12 protein-coding genes are annotated in these 16,892 nt (G+C 42.0%); 9 read left to right on the top strand and 3 right to left on the bottom strand.

The features are described 5' to 3' along the window. Window positions 1-29 precede the first annotated feature (29 nt). The gene (dnaQ, locus tag CAP51_RS09365; protein ID WP_087620500.1) at window positions 30-1,463 is read right to left on the bottom strand and encodes a DNA polymerase III subunit epsilon; all 1,434 of its coding nucleotides are present in this window, start codon (window positions 1,461-1,463) and stop codon (window positions 30-32) included. Window positions 1,464-1,718: 255 nt separating this feature from the next. Here dnaQ and CAP51_RS09360 point away from each other — a divergent pair, with 255 nt between their 5' ends. The 9 genes from CAP51_RS09360 (at window position 1,719) to CAP51_RS09320 (ending at window position 15,117) form a co-directional block, all read left to right on the top strand. Next, complete coding sequence (locus CAP51_RS09360; protein WP_087620499.1) at window positions 1,719-4,850, top strand: LysM peptidoglycan-binding domain-containing protein; 3,132 nt, start codon at window positions 1,719-1,721, stop codon at window positions 4,848-4,850. Window positions 4,851-4,867: 17 nt separating this feature from the next. After that, window positions 4,868-6,712: an extracellular solute-binding protein gene (locus CAP51_RS09355; protein ID WP_087620498.1), complete on the top strand. Its 1,845-nt coding sequence runs from the start codon at window positions 4,868-4,870 to the stop codon at window positions 6,710-6,712. Between the two features lie 41 nt (window positions 6,713-6,753). Next, window positions 6,754-7,824: a microcin C ABC transporter permease YejB gene (locus CAP51_RS09350; protein WP_087620497.1), complete on the top strand. Its 1,071-nt coding sequence runs from the start codon at window positions 6,754-6,756 to the stop codon at window positions 7,822-7,824. After that, the gene (locus tag CAP51_RS09345; protein WP_087620496.1) at window positions 7,824-8,837 is read left to right on the top strand and encodes an ABC transporter permease; all 1,014 of its coding nucleotides are present in this window, start codon (window positions 7,824-7,826) and stop codon (window positions 8,835-8,837) included. Before CAP51_RS09350 ends, CAP51_RS09345 begins: the two co-directional genes overlap by 1 nt. Beyond that, window positions 8,812-10,440 (top strand): ABC transporter ATP-binding protein, encoded by a 1,629-nt coding sequence (locus tag CAP51_RS09340; RefSeq protein ID WP_087620495.1) that lies wholly within the window; start codon window positions 8,812-8,814, stop codon window positions 10,438-10,440. Before CAP51_RS09345 ends, CAP51_RS09340 begins: the two co-directional genes overlap by 26 nt. Before the next feature lie 156 nt (window positions 10,441-10,596). Next, the gene (locus CAP51_RS09335; RefSeq protein WP_087620494.1) at window positions 10,597-11,844 is read left to right on the top strand and encodes an NADH:flavin oxidoreductase/NADH oxidase family protein; all 1,248 of its coding nucleotides are present in this window, start codon (window positions 10,597-10,599) and stop codon (window positions 11,842-11,844) included. Between the two features lie 105 nt (window positions 11,845-11,949). After that, window positions 11,950-12,414: a hypothetical protein gene (locus CAP51_RS09330; protein WP_087620493.1), complete on the top strand. Its 465-nt coding sequence runs from the start codon at window positions 11,950-11,952 to the stop codon at window positions 12,412-12,414. A gap of 41 nt (window positions 12,415-12,455) precedes the next feature. Next, window positions 12,456-14,333 (top strand): copper resistance system multicopper oxidase, encoded by a 1,878-nt coding sequence (locus CAP51_RS09325; protein WP_087620492.1) that lies wholly within the window; start codon window positions 12,456-12,458, stop codon window positions 14,331-14,333. Further along, the gene (locus tag CAP51_RS09320; protein WP_087620491.1) at window positions 14,320-15,117 is read left to right on the top strand and encodes a copper resistance protein B; all 798 of its coding nucleotides are present in this window, start codon (window positions 14,320-14,322) and stop codon (window positions 15,115-15,117) included. Before CAP51_RS09325 ends, CAP51_RS09320 begins: the two co-directional genes overlap by 14 nt. Before the next feature lie 75 nt (window positions 15,118-15,192). Here CAP51_RS09320 and gcvH read toward each other — a convergent pair whose 3' ends face one another. Together gcvH and CAP51_RS09310 are read right to left on the bottom strand one after the other, a co-directional pair. Beyond that, window positions 15,193-15,567: a glycine cleavage system protein GcvH gene (gene gcvH / locus CAP51_RS09315; RefSeq protein WP_087620490.1), complete on the bottom strand. Its 375-nt coding sequence runs from the start codon at window positions 15,565-15,567 to the stop codon at window positions 15,193-15,195. A gap of 82 nt (window positions 15,568-15,649) precedes the next feature. Then, complete coding sequence (locus CAP51_RS09310) at window positions 15,650-16,666, bottom strand: helix-turn-helix transcriptional regulator (protein WP_420535105.1); 1,017 nt, start codon at window positions 16,664-16,666, stop codon at window positions 15,650-15,652. Window positions 16,667-16,892 lie beyond the last annotated feature (226 nt).

Below are 16,892 nucleotides of genomic sequence, written 5' to 3'. Positions count from 1 at the left end.
TAAGATTAGTTTAGAGATTAATCAACACCTTAATTTTCGCTATCGACAGTTTGTGCAAATAGGCAAGGCTGTTGATTTTTCTCTTCAAATTTTTTCATCCATGCCGCATGTGCTTCAAGTTCTTCAGGATGGGGTAGGATCAAGGGAATATCGATTTCAATGGATAGACGTTTTGCCTGTTGTTCGGAACTTTCTGATGCATAGCTGCTTTCATCAATATCCAGACTTACTTGACCACCAGTCATGGCAAGATAGACATCCGAAAGAATTTCGGCATCGAGTAAAGCACCGTGGAAGGTACGGTCACGTGCCGGGATTTCATAACGACGGACTAAGGCATCCAGAGAGTTTTTTTGTCCGGGATGCTTGCGTTTGGCAAGCAAAAGGGTATCGGTCACACTGCACACACTGGATAGTTTTCCGAGTCCAGCCCGATCAAATTCGGCATCGAGGAAGTTCATGTCGAAGGTGGCGTTATGTGCAACGATTTCAGCACCTTTTAAATAGTCAAACAGGACGGCAGCAATTTGTTTGAATTTTGGTTTATCCGCCAGAAACTCATCGCTTAAACCGTGAATGTTTTCAGATTCTCCAACTTTTTTCTGTGGATTAATATAAATATGGATTGAACTACCGGTTAAGCGGCGATTAATCATTTCAATCGCACCAACCTCAATAATACGATCACCATCCTGATAATAAAAACCTGTGGTTTCGGTATCAAGAATCAGTAAGCGTTCACCATGTTGTGGATTGGTGGTTTCGGTAATTTTAATAAATTCGGCAATTGCAGGATCTATCGCAGGCGCGGCATTAGTTTGATTGACAGCCGTTAACGATTTAGACAGCTGAGTGTCAGTCTCTATCGGGGAATCTATCAATACTTCAGCTGCTGTTTCAGTATCGAACTGATCTTCCTCGGGCATTTCGTCCAGTCCAAAAGGATCGTCCAGAAGCCAATCCTGTGTTATTTCAGACTTGGTATTTTCATTGTTCATGTTATTACCTGTGTTACTGCTCAGTTTTTTTTTAGTCACCGCATCTGCACCGAGATTTGCCAAACGGTCTGCTGCTTCATTCCCTTCATGTCCGGCATGTCCTTTAATCCAGTGCCAGTCGATTTGCCGATTTTCGCATAATGCATCAAGTTGTTGCCACAAATCAGGATTTTTAACATTTTTCCAGTGTTTTGCTTTCCAGCCTTTGATCCATTCGGTGATTCCTTTTTGAACATATGAGGAATCGGTATAGATGGTGAGCTTTGCATCATTTGGACAGGCTTTGATGCCTTCGATTGCCGCAGTCAATTCCATACGGTTATTGGTGGTGTCCGCTTCACCCCCAAATAATTCCTGCTGATGCGCTTCGGCATCAATGATTAGAGCACCCCAACCGCCAATTCCGGGATTACCACGGCAGGCACCGTCTACATAGAGTGTATAATCTTGCACAAAATTTACCATATCGACATCAACTTCTTAAAAATGGCTAGGGTCTGTTGAGAATCCATAAATGGATTGCGTTATAGGCTAAGTATTCTCAAATTTGAATTGATATTGTAAACATAAATCCCGAAAGTTACGTATGACAGTTTTATTTTTTTTAATTTCTTGTAACATTTGCGGTGAAACCTATACATAAAATTGCATTGTAATGATGACAGGGTCATCTACAATGCTGTTTTTATCCTATCTGTCTTAAATTTTTTGGAACTTCGTATGCTTAAACCAACCGCTTTGGCATGGCAAAATGCAGTAAATCAATCGTTTAAACTCTCTATTTTAACGGCTGCGCTTGCTTCCATCGGGATTTTGTCAGGTTGTACATCGACACCGCAAACAGGGCATGTTTCCAAAACCAAATCCGTTTCCAAAAGTGATTTGCTTGATGCAGATAGTTTTGATTCATTAGAAGATTTGTTGTATGCGACAGATATGCGCGCGGTTGAAAGTGATCGCCTGCAAATTTTGCGACACGGTGATGTCTGGAAACGTATGACCGTGGGCTTTAAGCTCAATCTAAATGTTTACAATCCACGTATTGATGCACAACGTAGCTGGTTTATTTCACGGCAGCCGTATCTGGACCGTTTAAGTGCGCGTGCCAGTCGTTACTTATACTATACCGTAAAAGAAGCAGAACGCCGTGGTATTCCAACAGAGTTGGCATTGTTACCGGTAATTGAAAGTTCCTATGACCCGGCTGCTACCAGTAGTGCCGCAGCCGCAGGTTTATGGCAGTTTATTCCAAGTACCGGGAAAATTTATGGTCTGCGTCAAAGTGAATTGTATGATGGCCGCCGTGATGTCGTAGAATCCACCCGTGCAGCATATGAATATCTCACCAGTTTATATAATCAATTCGGTTCGTGGGAATTGGCGCTGGCATCTTATAATGCAGGGCCCGGACGCATTCAACAGGCAATTAACCGTAATATTGCCGCAGGTTTACCGACAGATTACTGGTCGTTGAAATTACCCACAGAAACCATGAACTATGTGCCACGGTTCCTTGCAGTGGCACAGATTATCAGCAAGCCGCATCAATATGGTGTGGCTTTGCCTCCGATTGCCAATCGTCCCCACTTTCGTGAAGTGGAGATTCCAGGATCAATCGATCTGAATGAATTGTCACAATTAACCGGTGTGAGTCGGGGTGAATTATATGCGCTCAATCCTGCACACCGTGGTAATTACACCGATCCACTGGCACCTAGACGCATTCTGATTCCAAATGAGGTGAGTGCTTCCGTTGATAATCAGATTGCAAAAATGAGAACAGTATCCGGTTCAGGTGGTTTATGGGCTGGTGGCAGTGCACCGTTGCCAACTCTACCAGTGGCAACGCCTACAACCAGTAGTACAGTAACCACGCAAGTGACGACTCGAAGTCCGTCTACAACGACGATCACGACACCTGTGGTGACTGCATCGGCAACGCCTGCTCGTCCAAACATTATCACACAAGCCACCAATGCTATAAAACAGTCAACACCTAAAGGCTCTACTGCATTGGCACAATTTGCTGCAAATGCAGACGTACCAAGTGCTCCACGTTTGCCAGTTTCTATTACTCCTGCGGCAAATGTGAAACAGATTGCAGTTGAACCGCCAATTAGCGACGCGGAAAAACAAGCTATTCTTGCCAATGACACCACACTTTCGACAGCAAATCTGTCTACCGCAAAACAAACTCAGATTGTTGACAAAATTGTAGAGCCAGCACCAACAGATGCGGAAAAACTACAAGTGGTACAGGAACTTGAAAAAATCGCACCAAAAGGCACAGAAATTGTTGACCCGATGGATGGTAAAATTAGATTAACAGCAATACAAAGTAGTCAGTCTATCGCCGAACAAAAGGGTGAAGATGTAAAAATTACTTACGCCTATCCAAAAGCAGTGGCAGATGCCGAACGTAAAACTAATTCTGAAGCAATTGCCAGAAATACTGGAAAACCAGCATTTGAAACCCGAGATGAAGTGGTTGTGGTTGCGCCTAAAGGCAAACGTGATATTTATACGGTTCAGTCCGGCGATACTCTAGCAACTATTGCAGCAAAATACGGTATTAGCTGGCGTGATATTGCAACATGGAACCAGATCAATGCAGAAAGTCCACTTTTTGTCGGTACCCGATTATATCTATATGACGTTAAGCCTGTGCAATCCAGTGCAGCCAAAACTGCAAACAAAACTGAAAAATATGTGGTCAAGGCCGGCGATAGCCTAACTTCTGTTTCACAGCAGTTTGATGTCAGTATTCAGGATCTGGCAGCATGGAATAATTTATCAGTTACCAGTAATTTACTCCGTGGACAAAGTTTAACACTGGTCGAACCGAAAAACTTTAAAGCTGCGGACAGCAAAAACGCGCCAACGAGTAGTACCAATAAGGCCAAAGCGGATGAGATTCAAACTGAAAGTTATACAGTAAAACGCGGTGAATACTTAAAATTGATTGCTGATCGTTACAACATTTCAAATGCCGAACTTGCAGCATTGACACCGAACCTCACAGCATCGAGTAATCTACTGGTTGGGCAGAAAATTAATGTGCCTAAACAAACGACTAAAACTGAACGTAATGCGCCTAAGCAGGAGCAGCAAAGCAACAGCACTAGCAGTATAAATAGCAATATTAAAACCACGACCTATACGGTGGTTGCCGGGGATTATTTAAGTACCGTGGCACAAAAAAATAAAATGAGCCTGTCCGATCTGGCAGCCCTGAACAACCTGACCACAAACAGTAAGATTTTTGTCGGTCAAAAACTGAAAGTTGCAGCACAGGAACCTGAACGACCTGCTACATATAAGGTCCAAAGTGGTGATACACTGACCAGTATTGCCAACAAATTTGATATGACTGTACAGGATCTTGCCGATCTGAATGGTCTAAGTAGCAATGCAAGAATTACCCGAGGTGCAACGCTTAAACTTGAAGGTCAAAAGCAGTCTGTCACAACACAAGACAACAGCAAGGCCAAAACAAGTCCACAGGCAGAAGCCAGTAACACGAGTAACAATACAACTGCCAGTTTTAAAGGTGCGACAGAAAGTTATAGTGTAAAATCTGGTGAAAGTCTGACTGCTATTGCCAATCGTTACAGTTTGTCGGTTGGCGATCTTGCGGATTTAAATAACCTGAAATCGAATGCATCCTTACGTGTCGGACAGAAATTAAAAGTTCCTAAGTTAACCGCGAGCTATAAGGTAAAAAGTGGTGATAGCCTAATTCGACTTGCGAAAAATTATGGAATCAGCACCGAAGAATTAGCGGAAATGAATAATCTTAAGCCAAATAGCCAGCTACAATTGGGACAAACCATCACCGTACCAAATAAATAAAACCATTCGGGGATATAATGGGATTGCAGATACGCTTTGGACAGCTGCTAGCTTTTACAATAGGCACGACTTTGATTAGTCATGCCTATGCTGCGGTGCAAACGTTTAATTATATTAGTTTGGATGCAAAACCTTTGTACGCGGGTGCATCGGTTTTACCTTACGCCAATGCCAGTGCGCCTAAAGGGGGAAGTATTGTTCTGCCTGCAACAGGAACATTCGATAATTTCAACAGCATGAATGGTAAGGGATCACCTGCTGAGGGTGTTCAGTTTTTGTATGACAAGTTGATGTCATCTTCACTGGATGAACCCGGTGTGATGTATCCCATGCTTGCCACCAGTGCAACTTACGATCCTGATAAGCCCAAATATGTGATTTTCCATTTAAATCCCAAAGCCAGATTTAGCGACGGGTCGCCTGTGACTGCTCAGGATGTGGTATATACTTTTAAAAAATTACTGAGTGAGGGTGCACCAGGATTACGTATTTATTTTTCCGAAGTTGAAGATATCAAAGCCTTATCAAAATATGATGTGCGTTTTGATTTTAAATCGGATGACAATAAAGAAATGCCGCTGATTGTATCTGACATTTCAATATTTTCTGAAAAAGATTTAAAAAATAAAGATTTTACTCGAGTAACCATGCAGGCTCCGATGGGCAGTGGTCCATATCTGGTGGATAAAATTGATGCCGGTCGTTCTATCACTTACAAACGTAATCCTAATTACTGGGGTAAGGATGTGATGGTCAATAAAGGGGCCTATAATTTTAATCAGATTAAATATGTCTACTACCGCACGCTGGATATAGCCTTTGAAGGATTTAAAACTGGGCAATATACTTTTCAAACCGAATATGTATCGCGTCGCTGGGCAACTGAATATACCTTTAATGCTGCAAACGCTGGATTGATTAAAAAAATAGAGTTTCACCATCACAATCCGATTCCGACGCAAAGTTTTATTTTAAATTCTCGCCGCAAACCGCTGGACGATATTTTCTTTCGACAAGCCTTAACTTATGCCTATGATTTTGAGTGGCAGAATAAGGCATTGTTTTATGGAAAGTATAAGCGCCTACAAAGTTTTTTTGACAATAGCGAACTTGCGGCTACTGGCAAGCCCTCTGCGGCGGAATTAAAAGTATTAAATCCCTATTTGAATCAACTTGCCCCTGTGGTGAAACGCGGTGTTTTAATCGACTGGAAGTATCCAGTATCCGATGCCAGTGGTTTTAATCGTTATAATTTAATGGTGGCACGGCAAATGTTGCTTAATAAAGGCTATCGTTATAACCCGCAAGGACAATTGCTGGATAAGCAAGGCAAAGTTATCCGTTTTGAGTTTTTAATTCATCAGGATGGTCTAGAGCGGACATTGATGCCTTTTGTGCGTAATCTCAAAAAACTCGGCATTACCATCACTGTGCGTAAAGTAGATGTACCGCAATATATTGAACGTAAAAAGAATTATGATTATGACATTACCACCGATGTGATGCCGCAATCACTAACACCGGGAAATGAACAGGCTCGTTTCTGGAGTAGCCAATCGGCTGATGAGCCGGGCAATTATAATTATGCTGGCGTCAAAGATCCGGTGATCGATGCTGTTATTAACAGAATTATTCGGTCTCAGCGTCGTGAAGAACTAGTGACCAATACCAAGGTACTCGACCGCTTACTGCGTGCCGGTTATTATCAGATTTTGACTTATGGCAAAGGGGCAGACTGGTATGCATTCTGGGATATGTATGATTATCCGGCAGTTCAACCCAAGTTGGGTGTCGGTTTAAACTACTGGTGGGTAAATCCGGCAAAGGCACAAAAAGTTAACCAATATCTAAAACGACAATAATGGCATGATTTTCTTTCGGGAATTTTGTTAAGGAGTAGCACATGGGAACCTATATTTTAAAACGCTTGCTACTGATTATTCCGACCCTGTTTATTATTTTATTGATTAATTTTGTGATTGTGCAAATTGCACCGGGCGGTCCGGTGGAACAGGCTATTCAACAGGCAGAATCTTTACAGGGTATCAATGGGAATAAGGCGGGAGGCGAAACTGCTGCCGTGGACAGTAATTATCAAGGTGCCCGTGGTCTAAGTCCGGAAATGGTTGAGGAAATAAAAAAACAATATGGTTTTGACAAACCAGCACATGAACGCTTCTGGCAAATGTTAAAAGGCTATTTAAGTTTTGATTTTGGCACCAGCTTTTTTAAAGATAAACCCGTAACCCAACTGATTTATGAAAAATTTCCTGTCACAATTTCGCTAGGGTTGTGGAGTACTTTACTGATTTATCTGGTGTCAATTCCACTTGGCATTAAAAAGGCCAAAACGCATGGTTTGTTGTTCGATAAGAGCACTTCGTTATTATTGGCAATTGGTTATGCCGTACCGACATTTGTATTTGGGGTGTTATTGATCGTATTTTTTGCCGGAGGTTCTTATTTTCAGTGGTTTCCACTACAAGGTCTGGTGTCGGAAAACTTTGCTCAATTAAGTCCTTTGGGAAAAGTAAAAGATTATTTCTGGCATATGGCTTTACCTCTTTTGACGATGGTGCTGGGTGGTTTTGCCGGACTGACTTATTTAACCAAATATTCATTTATGGATGAGTTATCCAAGCAATATGTACTGGCTGCCCGTGCCAAAGGTTTAAGTGAAAATCGGGTTTTATATGGTCATGTCTTTCGTAATGCCATGTTGATTGTGATTGCTGGGTTGCCGGAAGCATTGATCGGGATTTTCTTTGTCGGTAATTTATTCGTAGAAATTATTTTTAATCTGGATGGCATTGGTTTGTTAGGTTTTGAGGCCATTACCCAGCGGGATTATCCGGTGATTTTTGGAACGCTCTTTATTTTTACCCTGTTAGGTTTGGTCTTAAGACTGATCAGTGATGTGATGTATCAGATCATTGATCCCCGCATCGATTTTGAAACACGGGGAGCAAAATAATGTCGCCAGTCATGCAGCAACGTCTTCATCGTTTTAAGCAAAATAAATTGGGTATGTTCTGCCTAGTGATCTTTGCCATTATTTTTGCAATTTCCATGTGTGCAGAACTGATTGCCAATGATAAACCGATTTTGGTGTCCTATAAAAATCAGCTCTACGTACCGGTGTTAAAAACTTATCCGGAAATAACCTTTGGCGGTGTGTTTGAAACCGAGGCCGATTATAAAGACCCAGTCGTACAACAATTGATTCAGGCAGATGGCTGGATGCTCAACCCGATTATTCCGTTTTCTTATGACACACCCAATTTACAACTGAGTGTGCCTGTACCTTCCAAGCCCACTGCACAAAACTGGCTCGGCACTGATGATCAGGGGCGTGACGTATTGGCACGGGTAATTTATGGACTACGTATTTCGCTGCTTTTTGGTATTTTCCTCACGGCTGCTTCTGCGCTAATCGGTATATCGATTGGTGCAATTCAAGGCTATTATGGCGGCTGGATTGATCTTGGTGGACAGCGTATTTTAGAAGTATGGGGTGGTTTACCACAGCTGTTTATGGTGATTATTCTGGTGAGCATGTTTACACCCAGTGTATATTGGCTCTTTGTGATCATGTTGTTTTTTGGCTGGACAGCGTTGGTGGGACTGGTGCGCGCCGAGTTTTTACGCGCTAGAAATTTTGATTATATTCGCGCTGCAAGGGCACTTGGTGTATCCGACCGAAAAATTATTTTTCGTCATATTCTACCCAATGCATTGAGTTCAACCTTATCGCAATTGCCGTTCTTACTTACTGCCAATATTACAGCTTTAACGGCACTGGATTTTCTTGGCTATGGTTTGCCACCAGATGTTGCTTCTCTGGGGGAGTTACTGGAACAGGGCAAAACCAATTTAAATGCACCATGGCTGGCATTGTCGGGATTTTTTACCCTGGCGATTGTTTTATCATTATTAATCTATATCGGTGAGGCCACACGAGATGCATTCGATCCAAGACAACGCTAAGGCTCAGAATAATCAAATGCAGGACAATATCTCAGCCGAAACTGCATTATTACATGTTGAACAGTTAAAAATTCAGCATGAGCAACATACATTGGTGCATGATTTAAATTTTGAGCTACATCGTGGACAAACGCTTGCCATCGTCGGGGAAAGTGGTTCGGGCAAATCTATCAGTAGTCTTGCCATCTTGGGTTTATTACCTGCCAATCTGACTGTTTCCGGACAGATCAAACTTGATCATCAGAATTTATGCCAATTCAATCAAAAACAATGGCAGCATATTCGTGGACAAAAAATTGCCATGATTTTTCAGGAACCGATGACAGCACTTAATCCTTTACATCGGGTGGAAAAATTGATTGGTGAATCCCTGCTTTTACAAGGATTATCCACGCAACAGGTCAGACAGCGTGTCATTACATTATTGTCCGATGTAGGTATTCCCGATCCCGAACAAAAATTAAAGCGTTATCCACATGAGTTGTCTGGTGGTCAACGGCAGCGTGTCATGATTGCCATGGCACTGGCACTTGATCCAGAGATTCTGATTGCCGATGAACCGACCACTGCACTTGATGTCACCTTGCAGGAACAGGTGTTGCAACTGCTGAAATCCTTGCAGCAGCAGCGTAATATGGCGATGATATTGATTAGCCATGATTTGAAACTGGTTGGGCGTTTTTCCGATCAGGTGATTGTGATGCAAAAAGGTATCGTAAAAGAACAGGGATTGACTCAGGCTATTTTTAACAATCCTCAAGATGCCTATACCAAAAATTTGCTGGATCATGATTTTGGTGAGGCATTACAGGTGGATTCGCAGCATACTGTGTTGCAATTAACCAATCTACAGGTGCGTTATCCGATTAAAACAGGTCTATTCAATCGCATCAAGGATTATGTGGTGGCGGTAGAACCGATCACACTGGATTTAAAACAGGGTGAGTCGATTGGGATTGTTGGAGAAAGTGGTTCCGGAAAAACCTCATTAGCACTGGCAATTGCCCGTTTAATCGACAGTGATGGACAGATTCAGCTTGAGAATCTGCGTCTGGACCAATTATCAGAAAAATATTTGCGTCCTTATCGACATCAATTCCAGATAGTCTTTCAGGATCCGTTTAGCAGCCTCAATCCCAGAATGAATGTCGAGCAGATTGTCGGAGAGGGCTTAGAAATTCAAGGTGTTGCGAAATCTGAAATCTCACTTAAAGTAGAGGAAGTGTTACAACGGGTCGATTTACCTGCACATTTTTCCAGTCGTTATCCACATGAATTGTCAGGTGGGCAGCGGCAGCGGGTGGCATTGGCGCGAGCTTTAATTTTGCGTCCAAAACTGATTATTTTGGATGAGGCTACATCGGCACTGGATCGAACCACACAACGTGCAATGGTAAAATTATTGCGCGCATTACAGCAGGAATTTCAGTTTAGTTATCTGTTTATTAGCCATGATCTGGCGGTGGTGCGGGCATTATGCCAGCGTATCTTGGTACTTCATCATGGCAAAATGGTGGAATTTCAGCACACGGCACAATTATTTACACAACCACAAGATATTTATACACAAAAACTCATTGAAGCGAGTCTTTTGACAATGTAAATTGTCAAATACATGTTGCATCATAATCACATCCAATATAGAGTAATTACTCTATATTATCGATTCGATGCATAGAGAAGCATCATCACAGAACACACAGGCATAAGTGCCAGCGCTCTAGGAAGCACTAACAGCAAATATTTATAGGGAATCGACATGGTAAAACTACAAGATCAACTGAAGATTCGTGCTAATACTTTTAAAAATCGTATTATCAAAGCATCAATGAGTGAGGCTTTGGCCAATGATTTGGGTCAACCCAATGCCGACCATATTGGATTATATGAAGTCTGGGCAAAAGGTGGTTTGGGTTGTGCCATCGCAGGCAATGTCATGGTTGATGCCAGAGCGAAAAATGAGCCCGGTGTGGTCGTGCTTGAAAATGAGCGGGATATGGCGCGATTAAAACAATGGGCGGATGTAGGTAAACGATATGGCATGATCCAGTTGTTACAGCTTTCGCATCCTGGTCGCCAATGTCCACGAGGCTTGAATCGGGAAACAGTTGCACCTTCTGCGGTTGCATTTTCCTCAGCTTTATCCACCACATTTGCTACACCTAGAGCATTAACCGAAACAGAAATTTTGGACATTATTCGCCGCTTTGGTGAATCTGCCCGTCTGGCAAAACTTGCCGGATTTGAAGGCATTCAATTGCATGGCGCACATGGCTATTTAATTAGTCAATTCTTGTCGCCATTGACCAATATTCGTCAAGATCAATGGGGCGGTAATATTGAAAACCGTATGCGCTTCTTACTGGAAATCTATCATGAAGTACGCAAACAAACAGGTGATGATTTTATTATCGCAGTAAAACTCAATTCCGCAGATTTTCAGCGTGGTGGCTTTAGTGAACATGATGCGATTGAAGTCGCCAAAGCAATTTCGGCAGCAGGAATTGATTTTATTGAAATTTCCGGTGGAACCTACGAAGCACCTGCGATGGCGGGTGCAAAAGCGGAAAAACGCAAACAGAGCAGTATCGCCCGTGAAGCTTATTTTCTGGAATTTGCTGAATTAATTCGGGGACAGGTAAGTTGTCCATTAATGGTAACGGGTGGTTTCCGTACTGTTAAAGGCATGAATGATGCATTGGCAAGTGGGGCATGTGATTTTATCGGGATTGCCCGTCCATTTGCAGTTGAACCCCAATTGGCAAATCAACTGCTTAGTGGTCAAGATGTTAAATATGCAGTCAAACCAATCAAAACCGGCATTGCATTGATCGATAAAATGGCCATTATGGAAATTATCTGGTACGCGGCACAGTTTAAAACCATTGCTCGCGGGCGCCAACCAAATCCGCATTTATCACCATTAAAAGTATTGTTTCATTATGCCCGGCGCAACATTGGTACAGTGATTTCCGGACAATTAAATTCACGGAAGGCCTCGGCATAAACTGTCAAATAGCGTATTTTTCAGCCATTTCAGGTTTATTTTCAGGATAATGGCTGTTATGCTTGGACTAATGTTTTTACATTTTATACTGATATGACTTTCCAGATGAACACGCGTCATCAGTCTTATATGTTGCTGTTTATGGCGCTTGCTATGCTGATCAGTCAGGTCTATGCACAGGTGAGTATCATCAGTATGCAGGCTGTGCATCAGCCGCTTACACAGCAAAGTCATATACATCATGTGCAAGTGCATTGCCATGATTCAGCTCGTAAAGTAGTGAATCTAGAGCATAATCATATGGCTATGCCGGATTGTCATGAACAAACCGATTCGGTGTCAAATGAACAGGCAATCCAGCAGCAACAGAGCAGCCATCATCAAGTCGCCTGTCAGGATTGTGCACAGTGGCATTGTCAGATGAATGCATTTTATTTTTATTCATTGCATCATGCACTGAATTTAGATCTTAAAATTACTCCGGACAGCATATTCAACTCTCATTATCGTTCGCAATATATTCAACAGCCCAATATCCCACTATTACGCCCACCAAGAATCTTATCTTAATCAAATCAATTTTAAAAATTAACAGATTAAGGTAAAAAGTAATGCAAAATAAATTTTTATCCATGTTGATGGCAATATATTGCCTTTGCATGGCACAGTGGTCATGGTCTGCGATTCGGGAATATCATCTTACGATTGCAGAACAAAGTATTAATATCACAGGACAAGCAACAAAAAAGATTACTGTCAACGGGCAATTTCCAGCACCCACTTTATTCTTTGAAGAAGGTGATGATGCAGTGATTGTGGTACATAACCAGCTTAAAAATCAGGACAGTTCAATTCACTGGCATGGTTTGTTATTGCCAGGTTTGATGGATGGTGTACCGGGATTTAATCAGTTTCAGGGAATTAAGCCGCAGGGTGAATTTACCTATCGTTTCAAGATTCGGCAAAATGGCACCTATTGGTATCATGCGCACAGTAAGGGACAAGAACAGGATGGACTATATGGCGCTTTTATTGTCTATCCCAAAGGCAAAATACCCCTGAGCCATGATGAACATACCGAACAGGATCAGATCATTATGTTGTCCGACTTTCACCTATCAAGTGGTGAAAGCATCATGAAGAATCTAAAAAAATCAGCTGATTATTATCAAAATCAAAGAGAAACGCTGTTTGATGTACTGCGTCAAGTCAAACAAAAGGGTTTGGAAGGTACATGGCGGGATCGCAAGATGTGGAATCAGATGCGGATGCTAAAAACCGATTTATCTGATGTCACAGGCTACACATTCTTGGTCAATGGTCAAACCCCTGAGCAAAACTGGACCAGTAGATTTAATGCAGGTGAAAAAATCCGTTTGCGCTTTATCAATGCTTCGGCAATGTCATTTTTTGATGTACGGATTCCCGGTTTAAAAATGACAGTGGTTAGCGCAGATGGACAGGCGGTACAACCTGTAACAGTCGATGAGTTTCGTATTGGCACAGCAGAAACCTATGATGTGATAGTTGCACCGCAGGACACCCAATATCAAATTCAGGCGGAATCCATTGATCGCAGCGGTTTTGCACTGGCAACTTTGCTGCAAAATAATAGCACAGCCAAAATTTTGGTGATGCCACAGCATCGTCCTCGGGCATTGCTGTCGATGCAGGATATGCCAATGCCGAACATGCAGCATGATGCTGAAGATCATTCACAGCACTTTACTGGTGTAGAAAAGCAAACAGGAGATCAGCAGACAGTAGAAAGTCCAGAAAATATGCATCAGAATAGCGCGTATGCGCATGACATGAGTAATATGGGCATGATGCATGATCATATGTCGAACATGTCTGAAGCTTCCTCATCACATACGCATGATATTAATCAAAATATACAACAAACGCCAAACCATACGCATGCAGTTGAAGCAAAAACCGGAACAACACAACAGCAACTAACAGTTGAAGGCTGGGCAAATGCGTCTACGCCACAGGGACATAAGGCTTTGCAATATGCAGATTTAAAAGCCTTACATCCACAAAGTGATATACGAGCACCAGAACGTGAAATCGTGATCCATCTTGGCGGTTCTATGGAACGTTATATCTGGACCATGAATGGCGACAAATTTAATCAGGCCAAACCGATTCAGGTGAAATATGGCGAACGTATTCGTCTAAAATTTATCAATGACAGTATGATGGCGCATCCGATGCATTTACATGGCATGTTCGTACAACTGGAAAATGGACAAGCAGCACAGGATTTACCCAATAAACATACCTTAATTGTGCCTCCAAATCAGACTGTGACAGCTTTATTGACAGCTGATGAGTTGGGTGAATGGGCGATTCATTGTCATTTGCTCTATCACATGACTACCGGAATGATGAATAAACTGATTGTTGCAAATGTCGCAGCAAAAGTGATCAAGCCTGCTGCACATTCGGATATGAATCAAGGAGATCATCATGCACATCACTAAATTTGCCATGAATGTTAGACTTGATTTGATCAGTATTGGTTTATTGACTATTTTATCTTCATCACTCATTTATGCATCTGAACCAGATACGAGTTCAATTCAATTGCATGAGCATTCCAATGTAATTGCAAATGATGGACAAAATATGCATCAACATGGCAATGAAATCTATCAATTGGTAGAATTGGAGAATAAATGGCTTGTCGATGATGATGGACAAGGCCAATTGAAATCTGCACTAAAATATTGGATTGGAACTGATGAGAACAAACTGTATCTTAAGTCCCATGTTAATCGGGCTGAATCGGCATCGGCGGATTATGATGTATCACTTTTATATCGTCATTTGTTATCTGAGTTCTGGGACATTCAAACCGGAATTAAACATGTCAAAGATCGCAATCCGGATCGTTCGACAAATGCTGCAATTCTTGGTCTGCATGGTTTGGCTCCGTATTTCTTTGAAACGGATGCCTATGTTGAAATTGCCTCTAATGATCGGGTTAGCCTGATTCTGGAGAGTTCGCGAGATATTTTGCTCACCCAGAAGCTGATTACCCAACCTTTTATTGATGCCACAATAAGCATTCAAGATCACAGCCCATATGCCAGACGTTCCGGCTTAACTGAATTGAATGTCGGGCTACAAACCCGCTATGAGATTTCCAAACAGGTGATGCCCTATGTTGAGTTTTCATATCGTTATGACAAGGGATTGAAATCGGAACAGCCAAATGATAAAGATACCGGACTTTATGGCGTAGGAATTCTATTTAAATTCTAATTCAGAATATTTTTATGCTAAGTTGTGCCAATACCTTCTCCGTTGGGAAGGTATTGATATCTCGTTTATATCTGGTTATAGACCAGTTTCATAGTCTTTACTGGATAATAAATTGTCTACATCGGCAATATTGTGCGGTTTAATTTTATAAATCCAGCCTTCGCCATACGGGTCTTCATTTACTTTTTCCGGATCATCTTCAAGTACAGTATTGATTTCAACCACCACACCAGATACTGGAGCATGAATATCGGATGCGGTTTTTACCGACTCGACGACACCAGCTTGTTCGCCAGCAGTCAGTTCTTGTCCAACATCAGGTGCTTCGACATATACCAGATCACCCAACGCATCCTGTGCATGATCACTAATTCCGGTCACGATAAGATCGCCTTCGATACGAACCCATTCATGTGTTTTTGCATAACGTAAATTATCTGGATGTTGCATAAATTTTCCTTAATGCGGTTATTAGCGATATCTTATGACGCTTTATACAATGTTATCCCAAAAAAGCAAATGATTTTATCTGCTATAAATATGGATCTTTACGCCAATTGCTTGGGCTGCGGCCACTCCAACGTTTAAAGGCACGACTGAAATTGGCCACATCGGAATAACCGAGTTCATCGGCAATTTGTTCCAGACTATAATCGGTCCGTGAAAGCAGGGAGGTCGCGCGGCGATAACGTACTTCATCGACAATGGTTGAGAAGGAAGTGCCTTCTGAAGCAAGCTGGCGTTTTAAGGTGCGGTCTGACATGCAAAGCTGCTCTGCCACTGCTTCAATCCCCAGATGGACTTGCTCGTGATGGCTGAGAATGTCACGTACCCGCATGGAAATACGACGACGTTCGCCTAGTGCAGATAGTTCGGCTTCACACTGGTTAATGGCAATCTGGCTGGAAATCGGATCGGCATGTACCATCTCCAGACCTAAGTATTTTTTATCAAAACTTGCAATTAAATGCGGCTGATTAAAGCGGACTTTGGAATTTAGTCGTTCAAGGTAGCGTTCAAATCCTTTGGGCATATCGAAGTCGAAATCAATTTCCGAGCTGATTTCTACACCTGTTAATGCCTTTGCCATGGTATGGATACCAATGGTTAAGGCGATAATAATTTCATTGCGTAAGGGTTGCAGGTCGATATTACATTTTAGTTCGATGGTGGCTTTGTCACCAAAAGTCGAAAAATAAAGCTGTAAAAATGGCATACGTAATTGGATAAAACGGGAAGCTAGTGCCAGTGCCTCAGTAGTATTGGTGGCGGTCATGATGGCATAGCCGATAAAACCGTGAATAGAGATGCGCATCTGTGTACCCAGATGATAAGCCAGACTGTATTCACCAGTCAGTTGTAGTGCACGTTCTACCAGCGCATTGGCAATATCCACAGGAATACGCATATCTGGATGTGCTAGTTGCTCACTGGTTAAGCCAAAGGGTTCAAATAATGAAATATCGTTGTAGCCCCAACGAGAAACCACATCAAGCAAAAGTAAGCCATATACACCTGGAATACCTTGGTCTGGGTGCAATGTCGCCATTTTAATATCCTATACAATGTAATTGCAGAACCAATCACGATAACTTCTTGTTTGTCGTGAATTCATAATGCCATGAGCAAAATATGAATGACAACCATATTGTCAAACAAAACAATCAATCATTGGCAGTATTTTATCGAATTTCACCAATCAACAGGTTTATTTGAATATAAAAAAGACAGGACTTAGAGAATAAGTCCTGATACATTTTTTGTATGGTGCTATC

Source organism: Acinetobacter populi, assembly GCF_002174125.1.
GTDB classification, from domain to species: domain Bacteria; phylum Pseudomonadota; class Gammaproteobacteria; order Pseudomonadales; family Moraxellaceae; genus Acinetobacter; species Acinetobacter populi.
The sequence above is the reverse complement of the archived record's forward strand: the minus strand, read 5'-3'. Positions and strand labels throughout refer to the sequence as shown.

Excerpts from the sequence above, each read along its gene's own strand:
- CAP51_RS09350 (WP_087620497.1), top strand. The coding sequence starts at position 6,754 with ATGGGAACCTATATTTTAAAACGCTTGCTACTGATTATTCCGACCCTG.
- gcvH (WP_087620490.1), bottom strand. The coding sequence starts at position 15,567 with ATGCAACATCCAGATAATTTACGTTATGCAAAAACACATGAATGGGTT.
- CAP51_RS09330 (WP_087620493.1), top strand. The coding sequence starts at position 11,950 with ATGAACACGCGTCATCAGTCTTATATGTTGCTGTTTATGGCGCTTGCT.
- dnaQ (WP_087620500.1), bottom strand. The coding sequence starts at position 1,463 with ATGGTAAATTTTGTGCAAGATTATACACTCTATGTAGACGGTGCCTGC.
- CAP51_RS09335 (WP_087620494.1), top strand. The coding sequence starts at position 10,597 with ATGGTAAAACTACAAGATCAACTGAAGATTCGTGCTAATACTTTTAAA.
- CAP51_RS09340 (WP_087620495.1), top strand. The coding sequence starts at position 8,812 with ATGCATTCGATCCAAGACAACGCTAAGGCTCAGAATAATCAAATGCAG.
- CAP51_RS09345 (WP_087620496.1), top strand. The coding sequence starts at position 7,824 with ATGTCGCCAGTCATGCAGCAACGTCTTCATCGTTTTAAGCAAAATAAA.
- CAP51_RS09320 (WP_087620491.1), top strand. The coding sequence starts at position 14,320 with ATGCACATCACTAAATTTGCCATGAATGTTAGACTTGATTTGATCAGT.
- CAP51_RS09325 (WP_087620492.1), top strand. The coding sequence starts at position 12,456 with ATGCAAAATAAATTTTTATCCATGTTGATGGCAATATATTGCCTTTGC.
- CAP51_RS09360 (WP_087620499.1), top strand. The coding sequence starts at position 1,719 with ATGCTTAAACCAACCGCTTTGGCATGGCAAAATGCAGTAAATCAATCG.
- CAP51_RS09310 (WP_420535105.1), bottom strand. The coding sequence starts at position 16,666 with ATGGCGACATTGCACCCAGACCAAGGTATTCCAGGTGTATATGGCTTA.
- CAP51_RS09355 (WP_087620498.1), top strand. The coding sequence starts at position 4,868 with ATGGGATTGCAGATACGCTTTGGACAGCTGCTAGCTTTTACAATAGGC.